The following is an 18,395-nucleotide window of genomic DNA, read 5'->3' on the forward strand; positions in this document are numbered from 1 at the left end:
TTAATCACCTTCTTAAAGTTTGTTTAGCTAATTTGGTCAAGTTCTCCATATAGGGAGGAGATTTCTTTTTTCAATTCCTTACTCATGTTGGGAACTGCATTTTTAATATCCTCTAAAACCTTTGCTGCATTATCCTTGAGGTTAAGTTTTAAATATAGCTTAATAAGGGAAGTATATGCAGGGATGAAAAGGGGATTAGCCGATAATGATTCCTTGTAACACATCTCTGCCTTGATGAATTCTTCAAGGAAGGCATATGCTTTACCTTTGTTGTAAAGTATCTCTGGAGAATTAGGTTTGAACTCTAATAGTCTATCATAGTACGTAATTGATTCCTCGAACTCTTTTAAGTGAAAAAGAATATCTGCCTTTATGGATAAAAAATAATTATTGTTATGATTGGTGACAAGGATTTCATCCACTGTTTCATTAGCCTCTTGGTATTTTTGAAGTCTCAGTAAAGAATAAAGAGTGTGATTCAAGGTTTTTGTGGTCTTTTTTAAAACCAATAGCTTTTTACTCCAAAATAATGCCTGATTATACCTCTCGGTAAGGTTTAGAAGAACCACAATCTTTTCTAAAAGGTCATCAGACTCTTTTTTTCTAGCTAAAATCCGTAGGGATAATAACCTGACATTAACACTAAAATCAGAAGCCAGTAAAAAAAGTCTAAACTGCCAGTTTGGGAAGATTAGGGCTACAACAATTGCTATATAACAAAAACCGCTGGCATATAGAAGATAACTTACCTGTGTTACCACATATAACTGATATAGGAAAAAGCAAAAAGCTATATTCCACAGAAATGAAAAATATGTACTTATACTTTGGTTGCGTTTTTTGAGTATAAAAATAGTATTTACTATACTAAATAGAATCAATTCTTCCATTTTAGATTAACCCCCTTATATCTAAATTTTATATTAAAAAATAAGGATGTCAACTAAAAAGAAAAAAGGGCTATTAGCCCATTGGGAAAGAATCAAAATTATGAAACGCCCTAAAAGCTTCTGCATGCCTAAGGTTACTCCCTGATGCAGCATAGCTTCCTAGTTTTTTTACCGTAGAGGAATATAAAGATTTTGAGAATCTTAACTGACTTTTGTGTGATAAAACTGCTCGAGTTTTATCTTCTAAAACTTCTGATATGTCAACTAGGACATTGTTTTTTCTACTACCATATAAATATATCTTAGCAGGACTATCCATTTCAGTAGCTAGCTTACATACAGCCTTACCCACTGCAAGATGGTCTTTATGGGCTAGAAACTTTAGTGGAAAGTTATGATCAAAGGTGAAAACAATATCAGGATTTACCTCATACCATATATTTCTCAGGTCTCGCATCAAACGCTTATAGTTTACTTTCATGTCAGGGTAATGTAAGAACTTAAGATTTTGATACCCTAAAACCTTTTGAGCTCTTCTTTGTTCATATTGCCTTACTGATCCCAAATTAGGAATATTGACACCTTTTTCGCCATCTGTCACGTCTACTACTGTAATATCAAAACCTCTATCTGCAAGAAGTTTTATAGTCCCCCCTGCAAAGAAATCTAAATCATCGGGGTGGGGGGACAGTGCCAAAACTTTACATGGTTTCTCAAAAATTATATTGGAGGCCTGTGCAGCAAGCTCTGGCTCAACTGCTTTTACTCCTTTTTTTACTATGTTCATAGCTACTAGACCAATTATAGAAATTGTTGCCCCTAAACCCAAACCTATGGCTAAATTTTTACTTTGTTTCATATATACCACCCTTTAATACTTGATAAATATAGCTTTTGAAAAAACTTTTCATATTATTCTCCAAAATTAATATAAGAATAATGATTATTGAGCAGATATTTAGACATACTATAATTAAGGGTTTTTCCCTATAAGTAAATTTTAGGAGGATACGTATTTATGCAAGGAAAAGTAAAATGGTTTAACGCAGAAAAAGGTTATGGTTTTCTAGAAACTGAAGATGGTTCAGATGTTTTTGTTCATTTCTCATCTATTCAAGGAGAGGGTTTCAAAACCCTAAATGAAGGAGAAGCTGTGGAGTTTGATATAACTGACTCAGATAGAGGGCCACAAGCAGCAAACGTTAGAAAACTATAATAGCAAAAAGTGACCTATCATAGGTCACTTTTTTTGTTAAATGGTCAAATATATAAAACTATGGTAATATTTATCTAATAATTAGTTTTAAAAAAAGTGTAACTTTTTTTAAAATCATTCGTCTATTATAATGAGGCAGGGGGGACAATTTTTGCGAGAGGAGCTTTTAATAGAAAGTTTTAAACGTGGGGATGAATCTGCCTTCATTGAAATATATGAATTGTATTTTCAAGAAGTGTATAATTTTGTTGCTTACTCTGTCAACGGAGATGTGCGAGAAGATATTACACAGGATATATTTATGAAGGTTTACAAGAGCATGAGAAAATTTAAAGGAAAGTGTAGTATTAAAACATGGGTTTTTAATATAGCTAAAAGGACTATTTATGACTGGTATCGACTGAAAAAAAATGTTTTTAATATAGACGATTATGAGAGTCTACTGACTGAAAGGGATACCCCTGAAAAGGTATTTGAGAAAAAAGAAAGGATATCCTTTTTAGTTCAAGGGCTTAATGATTTGAAGGAAGATCATAAGATGGTTATTTTATTAAGAAAGTTTCATGGTTTTTCAATAAAAGAAACTTCAAATATAATGGGATATAGTGAAGGAAAGATAAAAACAATACTACACAGGGGACTAAAGGCTCTAAAGGAAAACCTAGAAAATGACTATTTTCAGGAAGGGGGGCAAAATCTAAATGAAAAAATGTAATCAAAATGACTATGCAAACTTCCTACTTGAGAAGGATTTGAAAAAATTGCCCAATATCCCAATATCCCAAACATCTAAAGATAAGATACTAAGTAATGTATTAAAAACTAGACATCATAAGCCTAGATACTTAGGCAATATTTTAGAGGTTTTAAAACCAGTAACCTTTGCAGCATCGTTAATTATATTTTTACTATTTTTAAACTCTAACTTTGGGCTAATGCCCCAGAGCGCTATAGATGGTTTCTATATTAATTTTGAATCTGATGTAGAAGCAGCGGAAGTTTTTTTAAATGATGAACTTATAGGGGTCACTCCATTTTCCGAGAAAGTTAAAGGAGCGGGCAATATAACAATATCTAAAGAGGGTTATATTCAGTGGAGTGGCAAGTTCCGTGGAAGTACCCTAGATGTAGCAATAGACAGTTTTGAATCCCCAGATAAATATAGTCTTTATAGAGGTAGTAACTCCATAAGAATTATCGCAGAACTCACTGAAGTTAGAAAGGATACTATCTATTTTGAAACTGATGTGGCAAATGCGACAGTCAAGGTAAATGGCCAAGTACAAGGTGTGACGCCACTGAGTATTAAATTAACTTCCATCCATAATGAGATCGAAATAACAAAAGAAAATAGAGAGAAAATAAGCTTCGAGATAGTTTATGATGGTGAATTAAGGACTGTCGGGGAAGAAATCATTGAACTTACAAACAAAGGTTACCAGATAAATTTTAAAACTGAACCATTATATTATCCAACACAGAGCTCTTGGTTAGGGGAAAATGAGCTAGCGGTATTAGAAATAAGGGATGGTCAGTACCGTGGGAAACTTTTAAACATTGATTTGGGAAAAGTTGAAATAATCAATCAGGATGAATTTAACCAAAGGGATTATTTAAACCTGACAAAAGAAAATTTAGTATTTGATCAAAGAATATTTCAAATCTCAGATGGCGAAATGGATCAATATAAAAGAGAATACTTTACTTCTGTAGATGAGCGTCTTGTCAATGATCAAGGGATATATATAATTAATGCCAAAAATCAAACTAACTATATAGAAAATAACCCTGATGCAAAATTGATTACAATCATAAAAGGAAACGTTTATTATCAGATTGATAATACTTTATATAAGCATGATTTAAATTCTAATAAAAAAGAGATTATTTTATCTAAAGTAGAAGGTGAAGTTAAATCCCTAGCAAAAACCAACACTGGTTTTGCAGTGGTCATAAATAATAAACTATTTATACTTGATAATGGAAGTCTTAAAGAGCATCAATATTTCAAAAAAGTAGAACATATTGCAGCTAGGGAGAATCAATTGATAGTATTTAATTTAGAGGATTATATAACCATTTGGACTTATGATTTGGAAAAAGAAAGCATGTTAAAAATCTACTAATATCAAAATCCACTGGGCAACCTAATTTTAAAGGAGGTTATAACAGTGGATTTTATATGTCCTGTATGCAATGGCTTAGAAAATATATATATAGATTGCCCCAAATGTAGAGAATCAATGGAAGAAGGAGGAAGTTTACAACAATTTTTAGATTCCTATAGTCCATATATAAGCGGAGATATTTTAGATGAAGAAGGCATGAATGAAAAACAATGTGTCCACTTAGTCTTCTGTGGTGAGTGTGGATATGACGAGAGGGTTTCCGTTAAAAAGGTGAACTGGTAATTGTTCATTGTTAAGAGTTAATATATTTGATAAAATACCATTATATAGAAGAACATTTAGGAGATGAATTTTATGGATGATAAGCAGAGGGCTAAAGAGGGTGTTAGGGTCACTGTAATTGGTATGGTGGGAAATGTATTTTTAACTATAGTTAAAGGTATTCTTGGCTACCTATCTGGTAGTAGCGCCCTAGTGGCAGATGCTGCACACTCTTTAACAGATATTGTGGGAAGCGGTGTAGTTCTAGGTGGTTTGAAGGTAGCAAGTCAACCACCTGATGAAAATCATCATTACGGGCATTACAAAGCAGAGTCCATAGTAGCAAAAATAGTGGCCTTAATTTTAATTTTCACAGGTGTTGGTATAGGCTGGAGCTCGTTCAATACTTTTTTCCAAGGGGATTTAGGAGCTCCTGAGGTTTCGGCCTTATGGGCTGTTATATTATCTATAGTTGGCAAGGAAGCAATGTATCAGTATACTGCCATAGTAGGTAGAAGAATAAAAAGTAGCGCTGTACTTGCTGATGCGTGGCACCATCGTACAGACAGTTTATCCTCCGTGGCCGCCCTAATTGGTATAGGCGGAGCAAGACTGGGGTTCCCAAGGTTAGACCCTCTAGCTGGTATTGTTGTAGGTGTGATGATAGTGTACAGTGGTGTGAAAATTTATCTAACAGCCATTAATGAACTTATGGATAAAGCACCTGACCAAGAGGTAGTTGATAAAATAAAAGAAGTAGCCCTAAATGTTGAAGGATGTAAAGAGTTAAATGATGTAAAAGCTAGATGGCATGGATCAAAAATCTTAGTGGATTTAAAGCTATGTGTTAACCCTATGGCAACAGTACTTGAAGGACATTCAATAGCAGCTGAGGTAAAGAAACAAATTTTACAAAATAACAGTGAAATAGGAGATGTCCTAATACACGTAAACCCCTGTCACCAAGAAGGTTCAGATCGAGATGAACAAAGGTGTGAACAATGTGATCGAAATAAGCGTAACCAAAATGCACAGGAAATAAAGTTAGGGGAGTAGACCAACTATTTTACAGCCTACATTAAAAGGAACGCCCAAAGCGTTCCTTTTAATGTAGGCACAGCCCCCAGTACTTCCTTAATTACCGTAGGGCTCAGGCCCGGGCGTGCTTTAATTACTGTAGGGTGCAGGGCTCCGTACCTGCCCGCGACCCTAAAGCAAAACCTATGAAAGAGAATTTTGGATGTCCGGGTGGGTATGGAACCCCACCCCTACCGTAGTTGGGGTAATGCTGTAGGTATGTATGCCGGCGTGTTTTACTGTAGGGTGCAGGGCTCCGTACCTGCCCGCGACCCGAGAGCAAAACCTATGAAAGTGAATTTTGGGTGTCCGGGTGGGTATGGAACCCCACCCCTACCGTAGTTGGGGTAATGCTGTAGGTATGTATGCCGGCGGGTTTTTACTGTAGGGTGCAGGGCTCCGTACCTGCCCGCGACCCGAGAGCAAAACCTATGAAAGTGAATTTTGGGTGTCCGGGTGGGTATGGAACCCCACCCCTACCGTAGTTGGGGTAATGCTGTAGGTATGTATGCCGGCGGGTTTTTACTGTAGGGTGCAGGGCTCCGTACCTGCCCGCGACCCGAGAGCAAAACCTATGAAAGTGAATTTTGGGTGTCCGGGTGGGTATGGAACCCCACCCCTACCGTAGTTGGGGTAATGCTGTAGGTATGTATGCCGGCGGGTTTTTACTGTAGGGTGCAGGGCTCCGTACCTGCCCGCGACCCGAAAGCAGAACCTATGAAAGGGACTTTTGGATGTCCGGGTGGGTATGGAACCCCACCCCTACAATATCGGGTCATACTGTTTGTATGGATGCCAGCGGTTTTATACTGTAGGGTGCAGGGCTCCGTACCTGCCCGTGACCTAAGAGCAGAACCTATGAAAGGGACTTTTGGATGTCCGGGTGGGTATGGAACCCCACCCCTACAATATCGGGTCATACTTTTGCATGCATGCCAGCGGGTTTTTATACTGTAGGGTGCAGGGCTCCGTACCTGCCCGCGACCCCAAAGCAAAACCTATGAAAGTGATTTTTGAAAGTCCGGGTGGGTATGGAACCCCACCCCTACAATATGGGTCAAACTGTTTGTACGCATGCCAGCGGGTTTTATTGGGGGTGCCCCTGTTATTTTTAGATTTAGTGGAGGTGATTCATGTGAAAAAAGACGAAGTTCTTGAGGTCATAGAAATACTAAAAGAAACTTATCCTGACGCAAAATGTGAGCTGGATTACCAGTCTCCTTTTCAATTACTTATAGCAACAATTTTATCTGCCCAGTGTACAGATGTACGTGTAAACAAGGTGACAGCAAGATTATTTCAAAAAGCCAACTCTCCCCATGAAATGGTGGGACTAGGAATTGATGACTTGAAAAATGAAATCAAAGAATGTGGACTATTTAATAATAAAAGCAAAAATATTATGTTATGTTGTACAGACTTACTTGATAAACATAATGGTGAAGTTCCAGGTGACCTCGATGAACTAACTAATTTAGCTGGTGTAGGAAGAAAAACTGCCAATGTGGTACTTAGTAACGCCTTTGACGTGCCTGCTATAGCTGTGGATACACATGTTTTCCGGGTTTCCAATAGGATAGGTATAGTCAGAGCGAAAAATGTAGATGCAACAGAAAAACAACTAATGAAAAAAATACCAAAGAATCTATGGACCTTAAGCCATCACTTATTGATTTTTCATGGTAGAAGAATTTGTACAGCTAGGAATCCAAAATGCGAAGTATGCCCAGTAAATGAACACTGTAGGTATGCAAAAAAAATAAGTTAACAGCTTAGCTATAATAGGTTTAACAAAGAAAGCAGAAATCCTGATGAAGGGATTTCTGCTTTTTAGCGTATGTTTTTTGCTAATCTCTAAATATTTACTTCAAAATACCTAAATAATTCCCAATGTTAGCCTTTGGATCAATTACACCTTTAATTTTAGGACTTTGACAAGTAAGCAAAGTTGTTACACCAGGGCCGTGTCCAGTTATTACACAGTCGCTGTGTACAACTACCCCTATGGATACAGCACCTTTTAGATAACCTCGACCATAGCTGTTATCGCAGTCTTCTAGTAAAATGATATCACCAAAGCGCAACTCACCTAGATTGCTTGCATCAAAGGCCTCTTTGTCTGCTGTCATGATATCATAATCCCCCCTATGGGCGGTAATTGCACCTATGCCTGAACCCATAAGGTGAGCAGGTACAGTTGTCACAACAGGGACTTCTAGAGTACCATCTTCTAATACCCTAATGTTCATTTTTTCAACAAGATCAGGGTCGGTGTTATAGACTTTTACATCTGGGCAATCTTCTAATTCCAGGCCAGTTCCCCAAGATTTTATTTGAATTTTATCGCCAATTGTTAACTTTTCTAAGGTTTCCTTTGGGAAGTAAACAAGTACGTGCTCTATCCCACCGTGCATACCAGTAACATAACCCAAATCACCTTTAGCATCTCCACTTATTACCTTAGCGGTATTACCAACAGAAGTTAAAATATTAAGCCCGTTATTGTTCATAGTATCAGAGTTTGAAATACTAACCCCAGGCTCCACATGGTCTGCCACAAAACCACATGCCTTATCTCCTAACATCACATTGTAAGTAATTCCACCTGTGCCAGGAAGGAATTTTACCTTTCCCTCTGTTGTAATACGTGGAAAGTTGTTTTTAGGGTGAGTTATTTCACCACACACTGATATCTGTACTAGCTTTTCTTTATTAGTTCTCAACATTTTAAAACCCCCTTATAAATTTAGTATATAGGAATATTTCGATATAGAAAGGAAAAACCCTGCAAAAAAATAAAAGTTATAAGTTTAAACCTTAGCAAACTACTACCACGTAAAAGGGACCAATTATTTTTGCAGTATTTGACTATCTTTGATATTATATATTAAAAAAGAGAAGGAATGATACCTAGATGCATATAGTTTTAGTTGAACCTGAGATACCTCAAAACACTGGCAACATAGCAAGAACATGTGCTGCTACCAATACAAGCTTACACCTAGTGGAACCTTTAGGTTTCACCATAGATGATAAATACCTGAAAAGGGCAGGTCTAGACTATTGGGAAAAAGTGAATATTTATAGATACAAGAATCTAGAACATTTTTTTGAGGAAAACAAAGGTGGAAGATTTTTTTACTTAACAACTAAAGGTAAAAAGGGGTACCATGAGGTTACATATAAAGAAAATGACTTTCTTATGTTTGGGAAAGAGACAAAAGGATTGCCAGAGGACCTTATTTATGGAGATTTCGAAAACGCCATAACAGTACCCATGGCCCCAGATGGTGTGAGATCTTTGAATTTATCTAACACTGTTGCGTTAGTCCTTTATGAAGGCTTAAGGCAGCTAGATTTTAAATTTTGATGGCAGAAGGGGTGAGGGGGATGTTAAAGAAATATTACCGCTTAAAAGATCTAGGAGTAAAGGAGATTATTATCAATAAATCGAGGTTTATTGGACTTGCAACTCCCATAGAATCAGAAGAGCAGGCCTTAGAAATTATCCAAAGGGTGAAAAAAGAGCACTATAATGCTAACCATAATGTATATGCTTATCAAATTGGTGAAAACGACGAGATACAAAGGGCAAATGATGACGGTGAGCCAAGTGGAACGGCTGGCAAACCAGTCCTTGAGATAATCAAAAAAGAGAACTTAAAAAACACCCTTATAATTGTTACAAGGTACTTTGGTGGTATTAAGCTTGGTAGTGGAGGCTTAATTAGGGCGTATGCCCAATGTGCTAAAGAAGGGATAATGGCTGCAAAAAAAGGATACAACCTTCTTATGAGCAATGTTACTGTTTTCTATGACTATACATTTCATGGGAAAATAGAAAACTACTTACAAAATTTTAAATACGTAATTGGCAGTGAATTTACTGACAGGGTTGCCATAAACATATTGCTTGATGACGTAGAATTGGATACTTTTACACAAGAAATCAAAAACTTAACTTCTGGACAGTCAGAGATCCATATAAACAACCAGGAATATGTATTTGTGGAGGAGGTAAATAATGATTAGAATTGGACCTGCAGGAAACTCCAGTCTTTTTTACGAAGAAGGAAATAAATCATCCATAGAAATACCAAAGTTCCTACATGGAAAAGGATTAAATGCATACGAATATCAGTGTGGAAGAGGAGTTAGGGTAAGGGAAGATTTTTGCAAACAGTTAAAAGAGGAAAGTGAAAAATATGATATCAGATTAAGTTTGCATGCCCCTTACTTTATAAATTTAGCATCAGAGGATAAAGAAAAGCTTACAAAAAGTATAGGTCATATGGAAAAATCCCTTGTAGCTGCCCAAGCCATGGGGGCTAAAGTTATTGTAGTGCACCCTGGAGCTGTGAAAAAAGGTGAACCAAGGGGCCAGTCCTTAGCACGAGCGAAGGACTTTTTGTATGAGGCTTTAGATAAAACAAAGGAGTTTGAAAATATAAGCATTGGACTAGAAACCATGGGTAAGGTTAATCAACTGGGGAGCTTAGACGAGGTGTTAGAGCTATGTGAAGTGAGCAAAAGGCTAGTGCCCGTGATAGATTTCGGGCATTTGCATGCCAGGGATAAAGGGCTCCTTACAAGTAAAGAGGAGTTTAGAAAAGTTCTAGAACTTATTGGTAGTAAACTAGGCGCCGAAAAGCTCAGGTCATTACATGCACATTTTAGCCCCATAGAATATACTCAAGGGGGAGAGAAAAAACATAGAACCTTTGACGAAAAGGAATATGGACCAAGATTTGAAGATCTTGCTCCATTAATTATGGAGTATAATATGTCACCTGTAATAATATCTGAGTCCGCAGATAAACAAACAGAAGATGCCATGCTGATGATGGATATATATACAAAAGTTAAGGGAGAGATGAAATGATGTTTAAGGCTGTTTTATTTGATTTGGATGGGACCTTATTGCATTTAGATACCGAAAGTTTTTTAGGTAAGTACATAAAAGCTCTAAGCCTAAAGGTGAAAGACCATATCCCCATGGAGAAGTTTCCGAAATACCTACTGGAATCTACCCATGTAATGGTAACTGACAATGACGGAGCTAAGACAAACGAAGAAGTGTTCATGGAGCATTTCTTTAAAATAACCCAAGGTGATGAAAAAAAGCTTAGACCAGTATTTGATAGCTTCTATGTGGAGCAATTTCCTGCTTTAGGTGATGAATATACAGGGCACCCTAAGGCAAAAGAAGTCATAGAGCACTGTAAGCAAAAGGGTCTTAAGATAGTCCTTGCTACTAACCCAGTTTTCCCTAAAGCTGCTATCCTTGAAAGACTACGCTGGGCTGGCCTAAGTTCTGAGGATTTTGATGTAATTTCTTGCTATGAAGATATGCATTTTTGTAAGCCTAATAAAAACTACTTTCAAGAACTTTTAGATATAATCGATGTGGCACCTGAGCATGCACTTATGGTGGGGAATGACTGCCAAGAAGACATGGTTGCAGGTGAGCTTGGAATAAAAACCTTTTTGGTAAAGGATTTCATAATAGATAGAGGGGGACAGTGCCACCCTGACTACCAGGGTGATTTGGGAGATATTACAAAAATAATTTAGGTTGACAAAGGGCCGAGAATTTGATAAATTTAAATTGAAATAGTAATTATTACTATTATCTAATAAAGTGGGTGAAGTTATGGAAAAAGCCAGTAGAATGACTAAACAGAGAAAGTTAATACTTGATGTACTTAGGAGTACAAAATCACATCCTACTGCCGATTGGATTTATAATCAGGTAAGGGGAGAAATGCCTAATATAAGTCTAGGTACAGTTTATCGTAACCTTGGAGTTTTGAAGGAAAAAGGTGAGATATTAGAACTTAATTACGGGAGCTCTTTTAGTCGATACGATTGTAATCCAGAAAATCACTACCACTTAACATGTACAAAGTGTGAAAGGGTTTTTGACTTAAAGATACCTATCCAAAAACAGCTAGTAAAAGAGGTTATGGATATAGATGGACATAAAGTATTAGACCACAGGCTAGAGTTCTACGGAATATGTAAGGAATGTAAAAAACAAGAAGTCAACTAACAGACAGAAAAAATTTCTGTCTGTTTTTTTTTCAATTTCTCTACCATAAAAGCCTTAAGAGCATTTATATTAAAACTCAAAGAAGTAAGTTCACTGAACATAAAAGGATTTTTCATTCTGATGTAGAAATAATAACTATAACAAATAGATAAAAGGTGATAGGATATGACAATAATTAAAGTATTAATCTTAGCTAGTATAGGAGGTATTATTGGTTGGGTTACTAACCATTTAGCTATAAAGCTTATGTTTAGGCCATTCAATGAGGTAAAAGTTCCCATACTGAATCTAACCTTCCAAGGTTTGATACCTAAGCGAAAAGGGGAAATAGCAAATACCATAGCAACAACAATAGAAACTGAATTATTTTCCACTACAGAGCTTTTGGAAAACATGCTTACTGAAGACAATCAGAAGCAGATTTTACATTTTCTAAAAGTCAAACTAACCAGTGTAGTAAAGGAAAAATTGCCACCTATGTTAGCCATGTTCTCTCCTGCAGTTACATCAATGGTAGACAGCGTCCTTGAAAAAGAAGGGCCTTCTATATTGCGGGAAATCATGTTTCAAGGGGGGGAAATGCTAACAGAGCAAGTTCAGGTGTCTAGTTTGGTGGAAGAAAAAATTAATTCTTTTGATCTTGAAAAACTAGAAGGTATAATCCTTTCCATAGCAAGGAAAGAACTAAAGCATATAGAGTTTTTAGGTGGTGTACTAGGATTTATTATAGGCTTAGTACAGGGAGGAATTATAATTCTCATAGGATAAAATACAAGGGAGTTGATAAATGTGATTGAATTAAGAAGCGATACATTTACAGTGGCCGATGAGAAAATGAGAAGGGCAATGGCCCAAGCACAAGTTGGTGACGATGTTTATAACGAAGACCCAACTGTAAATAACCTGCAAAAAATTGCAGGAGAATTTTTCGGAAAAGAATCAGCTATCTTTGTCCCTAGTGGAACCATGGGCAACCTTTTGGCTGTGTTGACTGCCTGTCAAAGGGGTGACGAAATAATAGCTGAGTATAATAGCCACATTTTTCAATATGAAGTCGCAGGTGTCTCAGCCCTAGCAGGAGTGCAAATAAATCCCATAAAGGGTATTGATGGGAAAATCCCCATAGATTATTTAAATGGGGCTATTAGGGATGAAAACATCCATTTCCCAACCACAAGGATGATTTGCCTTGAAAATACCCATAACATGTCTGGTGGTAAAGTTTTGGAAGTAGAATACATAAATGCGGTGGCAGGTATTGCCAAAAAAAACAATATACACCTTCACATAGATGGAGCTCGTATTTTCAATGCAGCAGTAGCCCAAGGCATTGACCCAAAAAAACTTCTGGAAAATGTGGATTCAGTAATGGTATGTTTATCAAAGGGACTTGGTGCCCCCATGGGATCACTATTAGTGGGGACGGAAGAATTTATAAATAGTGCAAGGAAATACCGTAAAATGCTAGGTGGAGGCATGAGGCAGTGGGGGCATGCAGCAGCAGCAGCCCTTATTGCATTAGAAGATGGACCTAAAAGACTTCATGAAGATCATGAAAACTGCAAAGCACTGGCAGAGGCTTTAAAAGAAAAAAAATGGACAGAGGATGTCCAACAAAGCACAAATATCTGTAGATTTTTTGTGCCTGATAATAATCAAGCAGATAACTTTCAAGAGTACATGTTAAAAAACGGTGTTAGAGTACAAAAGGCTGGCAACTCATTTAGGATGGTTACCCATTTTAATGTTTCACAAGAAGATACAAAGAAGGTTGTAGAGCTAATAAATAATTTCTAAGGAGACTTCCATGGAAAATGAAATTATATACTTTTTAATGTTAGATAGGTTTAACCAAGGTGAAGATAAAAAGGAAATTAAAGATATAGATAAAAATCACCCTAGAAGATTTCACGGAGGTGATTTACAAGGCCTAATGGATAAATTGCCCTATATAAAAGATCTTGGTTTTACCACAGTTTGGCTTACACCAATATATAAAAACGAAACCAATGGCTACCACGGGTACTGGGCTGAAGATTTTTATTCAGTAGATCCCCACTTTGGTGATTTGGATAAATTTATTGAGCTTGTGAATAGAGCCCACCATTTAGGTATTAAAATACTCCTGGATATAGTTGTCAATCATACTGGTAAAACTCATCCATTTTTCGTGGATAATGAAAAGAGACACTGGTATCATCCCCACGAACCCATTATTAATATAGATGATCAAAGGGAAGTGGAAGATAAATGCCTTGCTATGCTTCCGGATTTGAATCAAGACATTCCAGAGGTTGAGAGATACCTTATAGATATGTGTAAATGGTGGATCAGTGAAACTGGCTTAGATGGCTTTAGAATTGATACTGTTAAGCATGTGCCCCGTAGGTTTTGGAAGAAATTTTGTAAAGAACTCAAGGAACTGAAAGAGGATATAATCTTAATAGGTGAAGTATGGCACCCAGACCCGGCCTATCTAGCTGTATATCAAGAAGATGGAATAAATTCCTTAGTGGATTTTCCCCTGTACGAAGCTATTGTAGATATTTTTGCCCAAGATAAGCCCATGGACAAGATTTCAACGGTATTAGCTCAAGATCACCTTTATAAAAATCCTAATATTTTAGGCACATTTATAGATAATCATGATGTGCCAAGGTTTATAAGTGAAACCCATGATAAGGGTGAGGAAAGATTAAAATTGGCACTAGCTTTTTTATTGAGCTTTAGAGGGGTTCCGATAATTTATTATGGAACAGAAATTGCCATGGAAGGCGGCAATGACCCTGACAATAGAAAGGATATGGATTTCGGTGCAAACCCTAAGTTCACTGAATACGTAAAGGGGCTAATTAAGCTGAGAAAAGAAAACTTAGCACTGAACCAAGGGCAGGTAAAAATTCTTAAAGTTGGCCATGATACTATTTTATTTCTAAGGCAACATGGGGATGAAAAAATAGTTGTGGCTATAAATAATAGTACAGATAACAAAGAGATTGCATTGAGAGTACCGAAAAGTATAAGGGGGGAAAACTGGCAGGTTATTTGGGGACAAGGTACACATAAGTATGACTATGGGATAGTTACTTGTGGTGTTCCTAAAAAATCAGCGGTGCTGTATAGGGTTAAGTAAAAAAAAAAGACAGCGCAGGCTGCTGAAAAACCTCCATCTTCATTGTTACTTCAAAAGCCCAGAATCCTCACGTATTAAATATACGCTGCGGTTCTGGGCTTTATTGCGCCTCGAATCTGAAGGCTTTTGAGCAGCCTGCATTAGGCTGTCTTTATATAATTCATTTAAATTCTAGTTAACAAAGGCTTAAATATCCAAGCTTCTTTACCATCAGGTAATATAACTCTACACCAGTCACCTTGCTCGGACAATATTCTAACGATATCTCCTGACCTCACTTGAGTTACTAAACTGTGGTTAGTACCTGGGCCTGAACGAACATTAACCAAGGAAGAATTGATATAAGCTATTTGATGGCCTGACTTGCTTTTAACTAACCATCCTGCAATCCAACCAGTCTTGTTATTGAAAGTTCCTTGAATCCACTCATTACTATACTTAAGAGCAACTATTTCGTCACCTTTACGTACAGTTTCAACAACAGAATCTGATGTGCTGTTTCCACTTCTAAAGTTAACAACACTTGAATCCACAACAATTGTGGCTTTGGCGCTGGATGTTGGAGGGGTTGGGTTTGTAGGCTGTGTAGGAGTGGTTGGGGTTGTAGGGTTTGTAGGGGTTGTTGGTTGACCATTGGTCAAATCATTTACCACTTTCTTTAAATCCCCTAGCTCTTTTTCTAACCCTTTGTACTGGTTATGTAACTGATCATATTTTTGTTGCTGAGCCTCAAGATCACTTTGCACCTCAGACCTAAAGATAGAAAATACTTTATCTAAATAACCTTGACTTACTAGAGGGTTGTCTGCTGTTCCAGGTTTTGAGGTATTCATCCAAGCAGCACTTGCTCCAACCACAGAAAATGTAACAACCAGTAGAGCTATAATCATTATTTTATACTTCTTTTGCAATGTAGTCCCTCCTTTCATTTTTTCTATTTCTTGTTCTCTTATATTCGACATATGAGCAGTCAAACCCTTTTTATTACAACGAAATTAGTACTATTAAATTATGGAAAAACATACATTGTACCAATGAGGAAAGGGGTGAAAATTTTGACTACGCAGTTCCTAAAAGGATATTTAAAAATTATATTAACCATTGGTTTACTAGTCATAGGTCTTTTGCATTTACCATCAATGAATATGAGAAGCTTAGCAGGTATCTTTAGTACTCTATGGTTCTCCGTGGGAGCCCTAATAGTAGTAGCAAACTTTGTGTACATAACAAAAATTGAGAAATCACAAAGTAGAGTAAGAAAGAGAGCCTTTAATAGAAGAACATCTAGGTATAGGTAGGAATCTAAGGGTGAAAAATATTATATAAAAAAGGGTTGGCGCAACCAACCCTTTTTTATATAATATTTGTGCCCATTCAAACGCTAGTAATATTTAAACAAAATTGTTATAATACACATATAGAAATGGGGGGAACTACATGTCAGAAACTAAACACGAACTTATTATAGAACACATAGAAAACTTACCTATAGGGTCCAAAATATCCGTAAGACGTATTGCAAAAAATCTTAAGGTAAGTGAAGGTACAGCTTATAGGGCAATAAAAGAGGCTGAGAATATCGGTCTTGTAAGTACAATGCCCAGGGTAGGGACCGTAAGAATTAAAAAGCAAAGTAAAGAAAATATAGAGAAGCTTACATTCGCAGAGATTGTTAACATAGTAGAAGGAAGTGTTTTAGGTGGTCGAACAGGTCTACATAAAACCTTAAATAAGTTCATAATCGGAGCCATGGAAATTGATGCTATGGTAAAATACATAGAACAAGACAACTTGCTAATCGTAGGTAATAGGTTAGAAGCTCAAAAAATGGCACTGGAGATAGGGTCTGCAGTGTTGATAACAGGTGGATTTGATACAGATGAGGAAATAAAAAAGATAGCCGATAAAAAGGAACTGCCTGTTATACAAACAACATACGATACATTTACCATAGCAACACTTATAAATAGAGCCATTTACGATAGACTAATCAAAAAAGATATAGTTTTAGTTGAAGATATAGTTGTAAGAGAGCCAGATTATTTACCAATCACCGCAAAAATCTCCACATGGAAACGTATGGTTAGGGAAACAACACACACACGCTTCCCCGTTGTGGATGATAGTATGAGAGTTGTGGGTGTAGTGACATCTAAAGATGTGGCTGGGGCTGAGCTATTTAGCTCAATTGAGAAATACATGACTAGAAACCCTGTTACAGTAACGCAAAAAACCTCCCTAGCCTCAGTGGCACATACTATGGTTTGGGAAGGCATTGAGATGATCCCAGTAGTAGAGAATCGTAAACTCATAGGTGTGGTATCACGACAGGATGTTATGAAGGCTTTGCAACAAGGTCAAAAACAGCCCCAGATTAGTATGACTATAAATGATACAGTACTTAGCAATTTTAAAGAAGAAGAATCGCCAGGGGGCGTAAGACTTGCGGGAGAAATTACCCCAATGATGACAAACCACATTGGTGGCGCCAGTAGTGGTGCTTTAATGACCCTTTTAACAAATGCTGCATATGCTGCCCTAAGAAAAGCTAAGTATTTAGATACTGTAACAGAGAGTATTACTGTATACTTTTTTAAGCCTATCCAAATAGAAACACCTATAGTAGTTGAGGCAAGGATACTGGATATGGGTAGAAAAAATGGAAAAGTAGATTTGACAATCTACTCCCAAGGAAATATTGTATGTAAAGCACTTTTGTCCGCTCAAGTTTTGGATAAATAGCTAGCTATTGGTCACCATCATCGGATCCGGAAATATCAGTTACACTTAGGTAAACCTGAATTTTTTTAGAGATAGTTAATGTTTTTACACTTAAACGATAATTTTTCTCTTGAACAGAGACTATCCTATTATCTAAGATATTTAACACTAGCTCTGAATTGATGTCTTCAACATTTTCACCAATTAAATCCTTTAATAAATTGCCAACCTCTGCTTTAATATCGACGTTCCTGATGGCATCTGATAAATTAGTTTCTACTGTTATTTCCTTTACAGCAAACTCTCTGTGTTGCTCTTCTTGAATCTTTTCTAAGCGATCTATTGTGTTTTGTAGCTCAACAACATAACTTTCTAACTCTTTTTTTTCCACATACAATGTGTCATAATTTCTACCATGATAATAAAGTACAATAGAACCACCAATTAAAGAACCTATAAGAAACATCCCTACAAATTTCGGAAAATTTTTGATGTTAAAGGGAAAATATACGTACTTCATTTACCCTTCTCCTTTAGTTAGCATTAGAATTATCAGATAACCGATGTGGGAACCTCCAAATGCAAATAGTATTAGAACCACTTGTTTAACAACAACTGAAAGCTGTCCTCCTAAAAAACCACTTTCGATAGCCCGGATAGTTGAAAATGTTCCACCTAGGGCAGCAACCAATGCCCAGATTTTTAAGCGACCTGCTAAGTCTGCCATTGTGTAAAGGGGTGGCCTACCAGTTAATAAAGTACTCAAAGTTCCTATGGTAGAACCACCTATTACAACACCTAAAGCTATGAAAAATTCTAAAGTAGCAGTGGACCAAAAAGAATTGCCATTTTGCATATTACTCACCCCATTTATTATTTAAAAAACATAAGATTTATCTTGATACTCCCAAATATA

At 36.8% G+C, this 18,395-nt stretch carries 22 protein-coding genes; 16 read left to right on the forward strand and 6 right to left on the reverse strand.

Annotated features, from left to right (window positions below):
- Positions 1 to 23: 23 nt before the first annotated feature.
- Together HYG86_RS12985 and HYG86_RS12990 are read right to left on the reverse strand one after the other, a co-directional pair.
- On the reverse strand, positions 24 to 890 hold the full coding sequence (locus tag HYG86_RS12985; RefSeq protein WP_213166032.1) for a tetratricopeptide repeat protein: 867 nt from the start codon (positions 888 to 890) through the stop codon (positions 24 to 26).
- Positions 891 to 963: 73 nt separating this feature from the next.
- Entirely contained in the window at positions 964 to 1,749 is a 786-nt protein-coding gene (locus HYG86_RS12990; RefSeq protein ID WP_213166033.1) for a PIG-L deacetylase family protein, read from the reverse strand.
- Between the two features lie 159 nt (positions 1,750 to 1,908).
- Here HYG86_RS12990 and HYG86_RS12995 point away from each other — a divergent pair, with 159 nt between their 5' ends.
- From HYG86_RS12995 to nth, 6 genes are all read left to right on the forward strand, one after another.
- The gene (locus HYG86_RS12995) at positions 1,909 to 2,106 is read left to right on the forward strand and encodes a cold shock domain-containing protein (protein ID WP_213166034.1); all 198 of its coding nucleotides are present in this window, start codon (positions 1,909 to 1,911) and stop codon (positions 2,104 to 2,106) included.
- A 151-nt stretch (positions 2,107 to 2,257) separates the two neighbouring features.
- Positions 2,258 to 2,821, forward strand: coding sequence for an RNA polymerase sigma factor (locus tag HYG86_RS13000; protein ID WP_213166035.1), 564 nt, complete (start codon positions 2,258 to 2,260; stop codon positions 2,819 to 2,821).
- On the forward strand, positions 2,808 to 4,232 hold the full coding sequence (locus HYG86_RS13005; RefSeq protein ID WP_213166036.1) for a hypothetical protein: 1,425 nt from the start codon (positions 2,808 to 2,810) through the stop codon (positions 4,230 to 4,232). The genes HYG86_RS13000 and HYG86_RS13005 overlap by 14 nt, the downstream gene beginning before the upstream one ends.
- A 45-nt stretch (positions 4,233 to 4,277) precedes the next feature.
- On the forward strand, positions 4,278 to 4,517 hold the full coding sequence (locus HYG86_RS13010) for a hypothetical protein (RefSeq protein ID WP_213166037.1): 240 nt from the start codon (positions 4,278 to 4,280) through the stop codon (positions 4,515 to 4,517).
- A gap of 72 nt (positions 4,518 to 4,589) precedes the next feature.
- Positions 4,590 to 5,552, forward strand: coding sequence for a cation diffusion facilitator family transporter (locus tag HYG86_RS13015; RefSeq protein ID WP_213166038.1), 963 nt, complete (start codon positions 4,590 to 4,592; stop codon positions 5,550 to 5,552).
- A 1,156-nt stretch (positions 5,553 to 6,708) separates the two neighbouring features.
- The gene (nth, locus tag HYG86_RS13020) at positions 6,709 to 7,341 is read left to right on the forward strand and encodes an endonuclease III (protein WP_213166039.1); all 633 of its coding nucleotides are present in this window, start codon (positions 6,709 to 6,711) and stop codon (positions 7,339 to 7,341) included.
- 94 nt (positions 7,342 to 7,435) lie between these two features.
- On the opposite strand, the gene HYG86_RS13025 is transcribed toward nth, so the two are convergent.
- Positions 7,436 to 8,299 (reverse strand): DUF4438 domain-containing protein, encoded by an 864-nt coding sequence (locus HYG86_RS13025; RefSeq protein ID WP_213166040.1) that lies wholly within the window; start codon positions 8,297 to 8,299, stop codon positions 7,436 to 7,438.
- A 188-nt stretch (positions 8,300 to 8,487) separates the two neighbouring features.
- Between HYG86_RS13025 and trmL the strand changes: the two genes are divergently transcribed.
- The 8 genes from trmL to HYG86_RS13065 all read left to right on the forward strand — a co-directional run bounded on the left by trmL (position 8,488) and on the right by HYG86_RS13065 (position 14,758).
- Entirely contained in the window at positions 8,488 to 8,943 is a 456-nt protein-coding gene (gene trmL / locus HYG86_RS13030; RefSeq protein WP_213166041.1) for a tRNA (uridine(34)/cytosine(34)/5-carboxymethylaminomethyluridine(34)-2'-O)-methyltransferase TrmL, read from the forward strand.
- A gap of 20 nt (positions 8,944 to 8,963) precedes the next feature.
- Positions 8,964 to 9,605, forward strand: a complete 642-nt coding sequence (locus HYG86_RS13035; RefSeq protein ID WP_213166042.1) for a YigZ family protein — start codon at positions 8,964 to 8,966, stop codon at positions 9,603 to 9,605.
- Positions 9,598 to 10,455, forward strand: coding sequence for a TIM barrel protein (locus HYG86_RS13040; protein ID WP_213166043.1), 858 nt, complete (start codon positions 9,598 to 9,600; stop codon positions 10,453 to 10,455). The genes HYG86_RS13035 and HYG86_RS13040 overlap by 8 nt, the downstream gene beginning before the upstream one ends.
- Complete coding sequence (locus tag HYG86_RS13045; protein WP_213166044.1) at positions 10,452 to 11,147, forward strand: HAD family hydrolase; 696 nt, start codon at positions 10,452 to 10,454, stop codon at positions 11,145 to 11,147. The genes HYG86_RS13040 and HYG86_RS13045 overlap by 4 nt, the downstream gene beginning before the upstream one ends.
- Positions 11,148 to 11,244: 97 nt before the next feature.
- The gene (locus tag HYG86_RS13050) at positions 11,245 to 11,625 is read left to right on the forward strand and encodes a Fur family transcriptional regulator (protein WP_246451781.1); all 381 of its coding nucleotides are present in this window, start codon (positions 11,245 to 11,247) and stop codon (positions 11,623 to 11,625) included.
- A 165-nt stretch (positions 11,626 to 11,790) separates the two neighbouring features.
- Positions 11,791 to 12,393 (forward strand): DUF445 domain-containing protein, encoded by a 603-nt coding sequence (locus HYG86_RS13055; protein WP_213166046.1) that lies wholly within the window; start codon positions 11,791 to 11,793, stop codon positions 12,391 to 12,393.
- Positions 12,394 to 12,414: 21 nt separating this feature from the next.
- Entirely contained in the window at positions 12,415 to 13,422 is a 1,008-nt protein-coding gene (gene ltaE / locus HYG86_RS13060; protein WP_213166047.1) for a low-specificity L-threonine aldolase, read from the forward strand.
- A gap of 10 nt (positions 13,423 to 13,432) precedes the next feature.
- Entirely contained in the window at positions 13,433 to 14,758 is a 1,326-nt protein-coding gene (locus HYG86_RS13065) for an alpha-amylase family glycosyl hydrolase (RefSeq protein ID WP_213166048.1), read from the forward strand.
- Between the two features lie 164 nt (positions 14,759 to 14,922).
- Here HYG86_RS13065 and HYG86_RS13070 read toward each other — a convergent pair whose 3' ends face one another.
- On the reverse strand, positions 14,923 to 15,669 hold the full coding sequence (locus tag HYG86_RS13070) for an SH3 domain-containing protein (RefSeq protein WP_213166049.1): 747 nt from the start codon (positions 15,667 to 15,669) through the stop codon (positions 14,923 to 14,925).
- A gap of 135 nt (positions 15,670 to 15,804) precedes the next feature.
- Here HYG86_RS13070 and HYG86_RS13075 point away from each other — a divergent pair, with 135 nt between their 5' ends.
- Together HYG86_RS13075 and HYG86_RS13080 are read left to right on the forward strand one after the other, a co-directional pair.
- Positions 15,805 to 16,056, forward strand: a complete 252-nt coding sequence (locus HYG86_RS13075) for a hypothetical protein (RefSeq protein ID WP_213166050.1) — start codon at positions 15,805 to 15,807, stop codon at positions 16,054 to 16,056.
- Positions 16,057 to 16,195: 139 nt separating this feature from the next.
- Positions 16,196 to 17,500 carry a DRTGG domain-containing protein gene (locus tag HYG86_RS13080; protein ID WP_213166051.1) on the forward strand — a complete coding sequence of 435 codons (1,305 nt, stop codon included), beginning with the start codon at positions 16,196 to 16,198 and terminating at the stop codon, positions 17,498 to 17,500.
- A 4-nt stretch (positions 17,501 to 17,504) separates the two neighbouring features.
- Here the strand turns inward: HYG86_RS13080 and HYG86_RS13085 are convergent, their stop codons facing one another.
- On the reverse strand, positions 17,505 to 17,999 hold the full coding sequence (locus tag HYG86_RS13085) for a sporulation membrane protein YtrI (protein ID WP_213166052.1): 495 nt from the start codon (positions 17,997 to 17,999) through the stop codon (positions 17,505 to 17,507).
- Positions 18,000 to 18,335, reverse strand: coding sequence for a YtrH family sporulation protein (locus HYG86_RS13090; protein ID WP_213166053.1), 336 nt, complete (start codon positions 18,333 to 18,335; stop codon positions 18,000 to 18,002).
- Positions 18,336 to 18,395 lie beyond the last annotated feature (60 nt).

The organism is Alkalicella caledoniensis, from assembly GCF_014467015.1.
In the GTDB taxonomy this organism is placed as follows: Bacteria; Bacillota; Proteinivoracia; order Proteinivoracales; family Proteinivoracaceae; genus Alkalicella; species Alkalicella caledoniensis.

What these genes read in the sequence shown, in the direction of transcription:
- HYG86_RS12985 (WP_213166032.1), bottom strand. Translation starts at nt 890, where the DNA reads ATGGAAGAATTGATTCTATTTAGTATAGTAAATACTATTTTTATACTC.
- HYG86_RS13055 (WP_213166046.1), top strand. Translation starts at nt 11,791, where the DNA reads ATGACAATAATTAAAGTATTAATCTTAGCTAGTATAGGAGGTATTATT.
- HYG86_RS13090 (WP_213166053.1), bottom strand. Translation starts at nt 18,335, where the DNA reads ATGCAAAATGGCAATTCTTTTTGGTCCACTGCTACTTTAGAATTTTTC.
- HYG86_RS12990 (WP_213166033.1), bottom strand. Translation starts at nt 1,749, where the DNA reads ATGAAACAAAGTAAAAATTTAGCCATAGGTTTGGGTTTAGGGGCAACA.
- HYG86_RS13065 (WP_213166048.1), top strand. Translation starts at nt 13,433, where the DNA reads ATGGAAAATGAAATTATATACTTTTTAATGTTAGATAGGTTTAACCAA.
- HYG86_RS13080 (WP_213166051.1), top strand. Translation starts at nt 16,196, where the DNA reads ATGTCAGAAACTAAACACGAACTTATTATAGAACACATAGAAAACTTA.
- HYG86_RS13005 (WP_213166036.1), top strand. Translation starts at nt 2,808, where the DNA reads ATGAAAAAATGTAATCAAAATGACTATGCAAACTTCCTACTTGAGAAG.
- HYG86_RS13040 (WP_213166043.1), top strand. Translation starts at nt 9,598, where the DNA reads ATGATTAGAATTGGACCTGCAGGAAACTCCAGTCTTTTTTACGAAGAA.
- HYG86_RS12995 (WP_213166034.1), top strand. Translation starts at nt 1,909, where the DNA reads ATGCAAGGAAAAGTAAAATGGTTTAACGCAGAAAAAGGTTATGGTTTT.
- trmL (WP_213166041.1), top strand. Translation starts at nt 8,488, where the DNA reads ATGCATATAGTTTTAGTTGAACCTGAGATACCTCAAAACACTGGCAAC.
- HYG86_RS13045 (WP_213166044.1), top strand. Translation starts at nt 10,452, where the DNA reads ATGATGTTTAAGGCTGTTTTATTTGATTTGGATGGGACCTTATTGCAT.
- HYG86_RS13050 (WP_246451781.1), top strand. Translation starts at nt 11,245, where the DNA reads ATGACTAAACAGAGAAAGTTAATACTTGATGTACTTAGGAGTACAAAA.
- HYG86_RS13035 (WP_213166042.1), top strand. Translation starts at nt 8,964, where the DNA reads ATGTTAAAGAAATATTACCGCTTAAAAGATCTAGGAGTAAAGGAGATT.
- HYG86_RS13015 (WP_213166038.1), top strand. Translation starts at nt 4,590, where the DNA reads ATGGATGATAAGCAGAGGGCTAAAGAGGGTGTTAGGGTCACTGTAATT.
- HYG86_RS13085 (WP_213166052.1), bottom strand. Translation starts at nt 17,999, where the DNA reads ATGAAGTACGTATATTTTCCCTTTAACATCAAAAATTTTCCGAAATTT.
- HYG86_RS13025 (WP_213166040.1), bottom strand. Translation starts at nt 8,299, where the DNA reads ATGTTGAGAACTAATAAAGAAAAGCTAGTACAGATATCAGTGTGTGGT.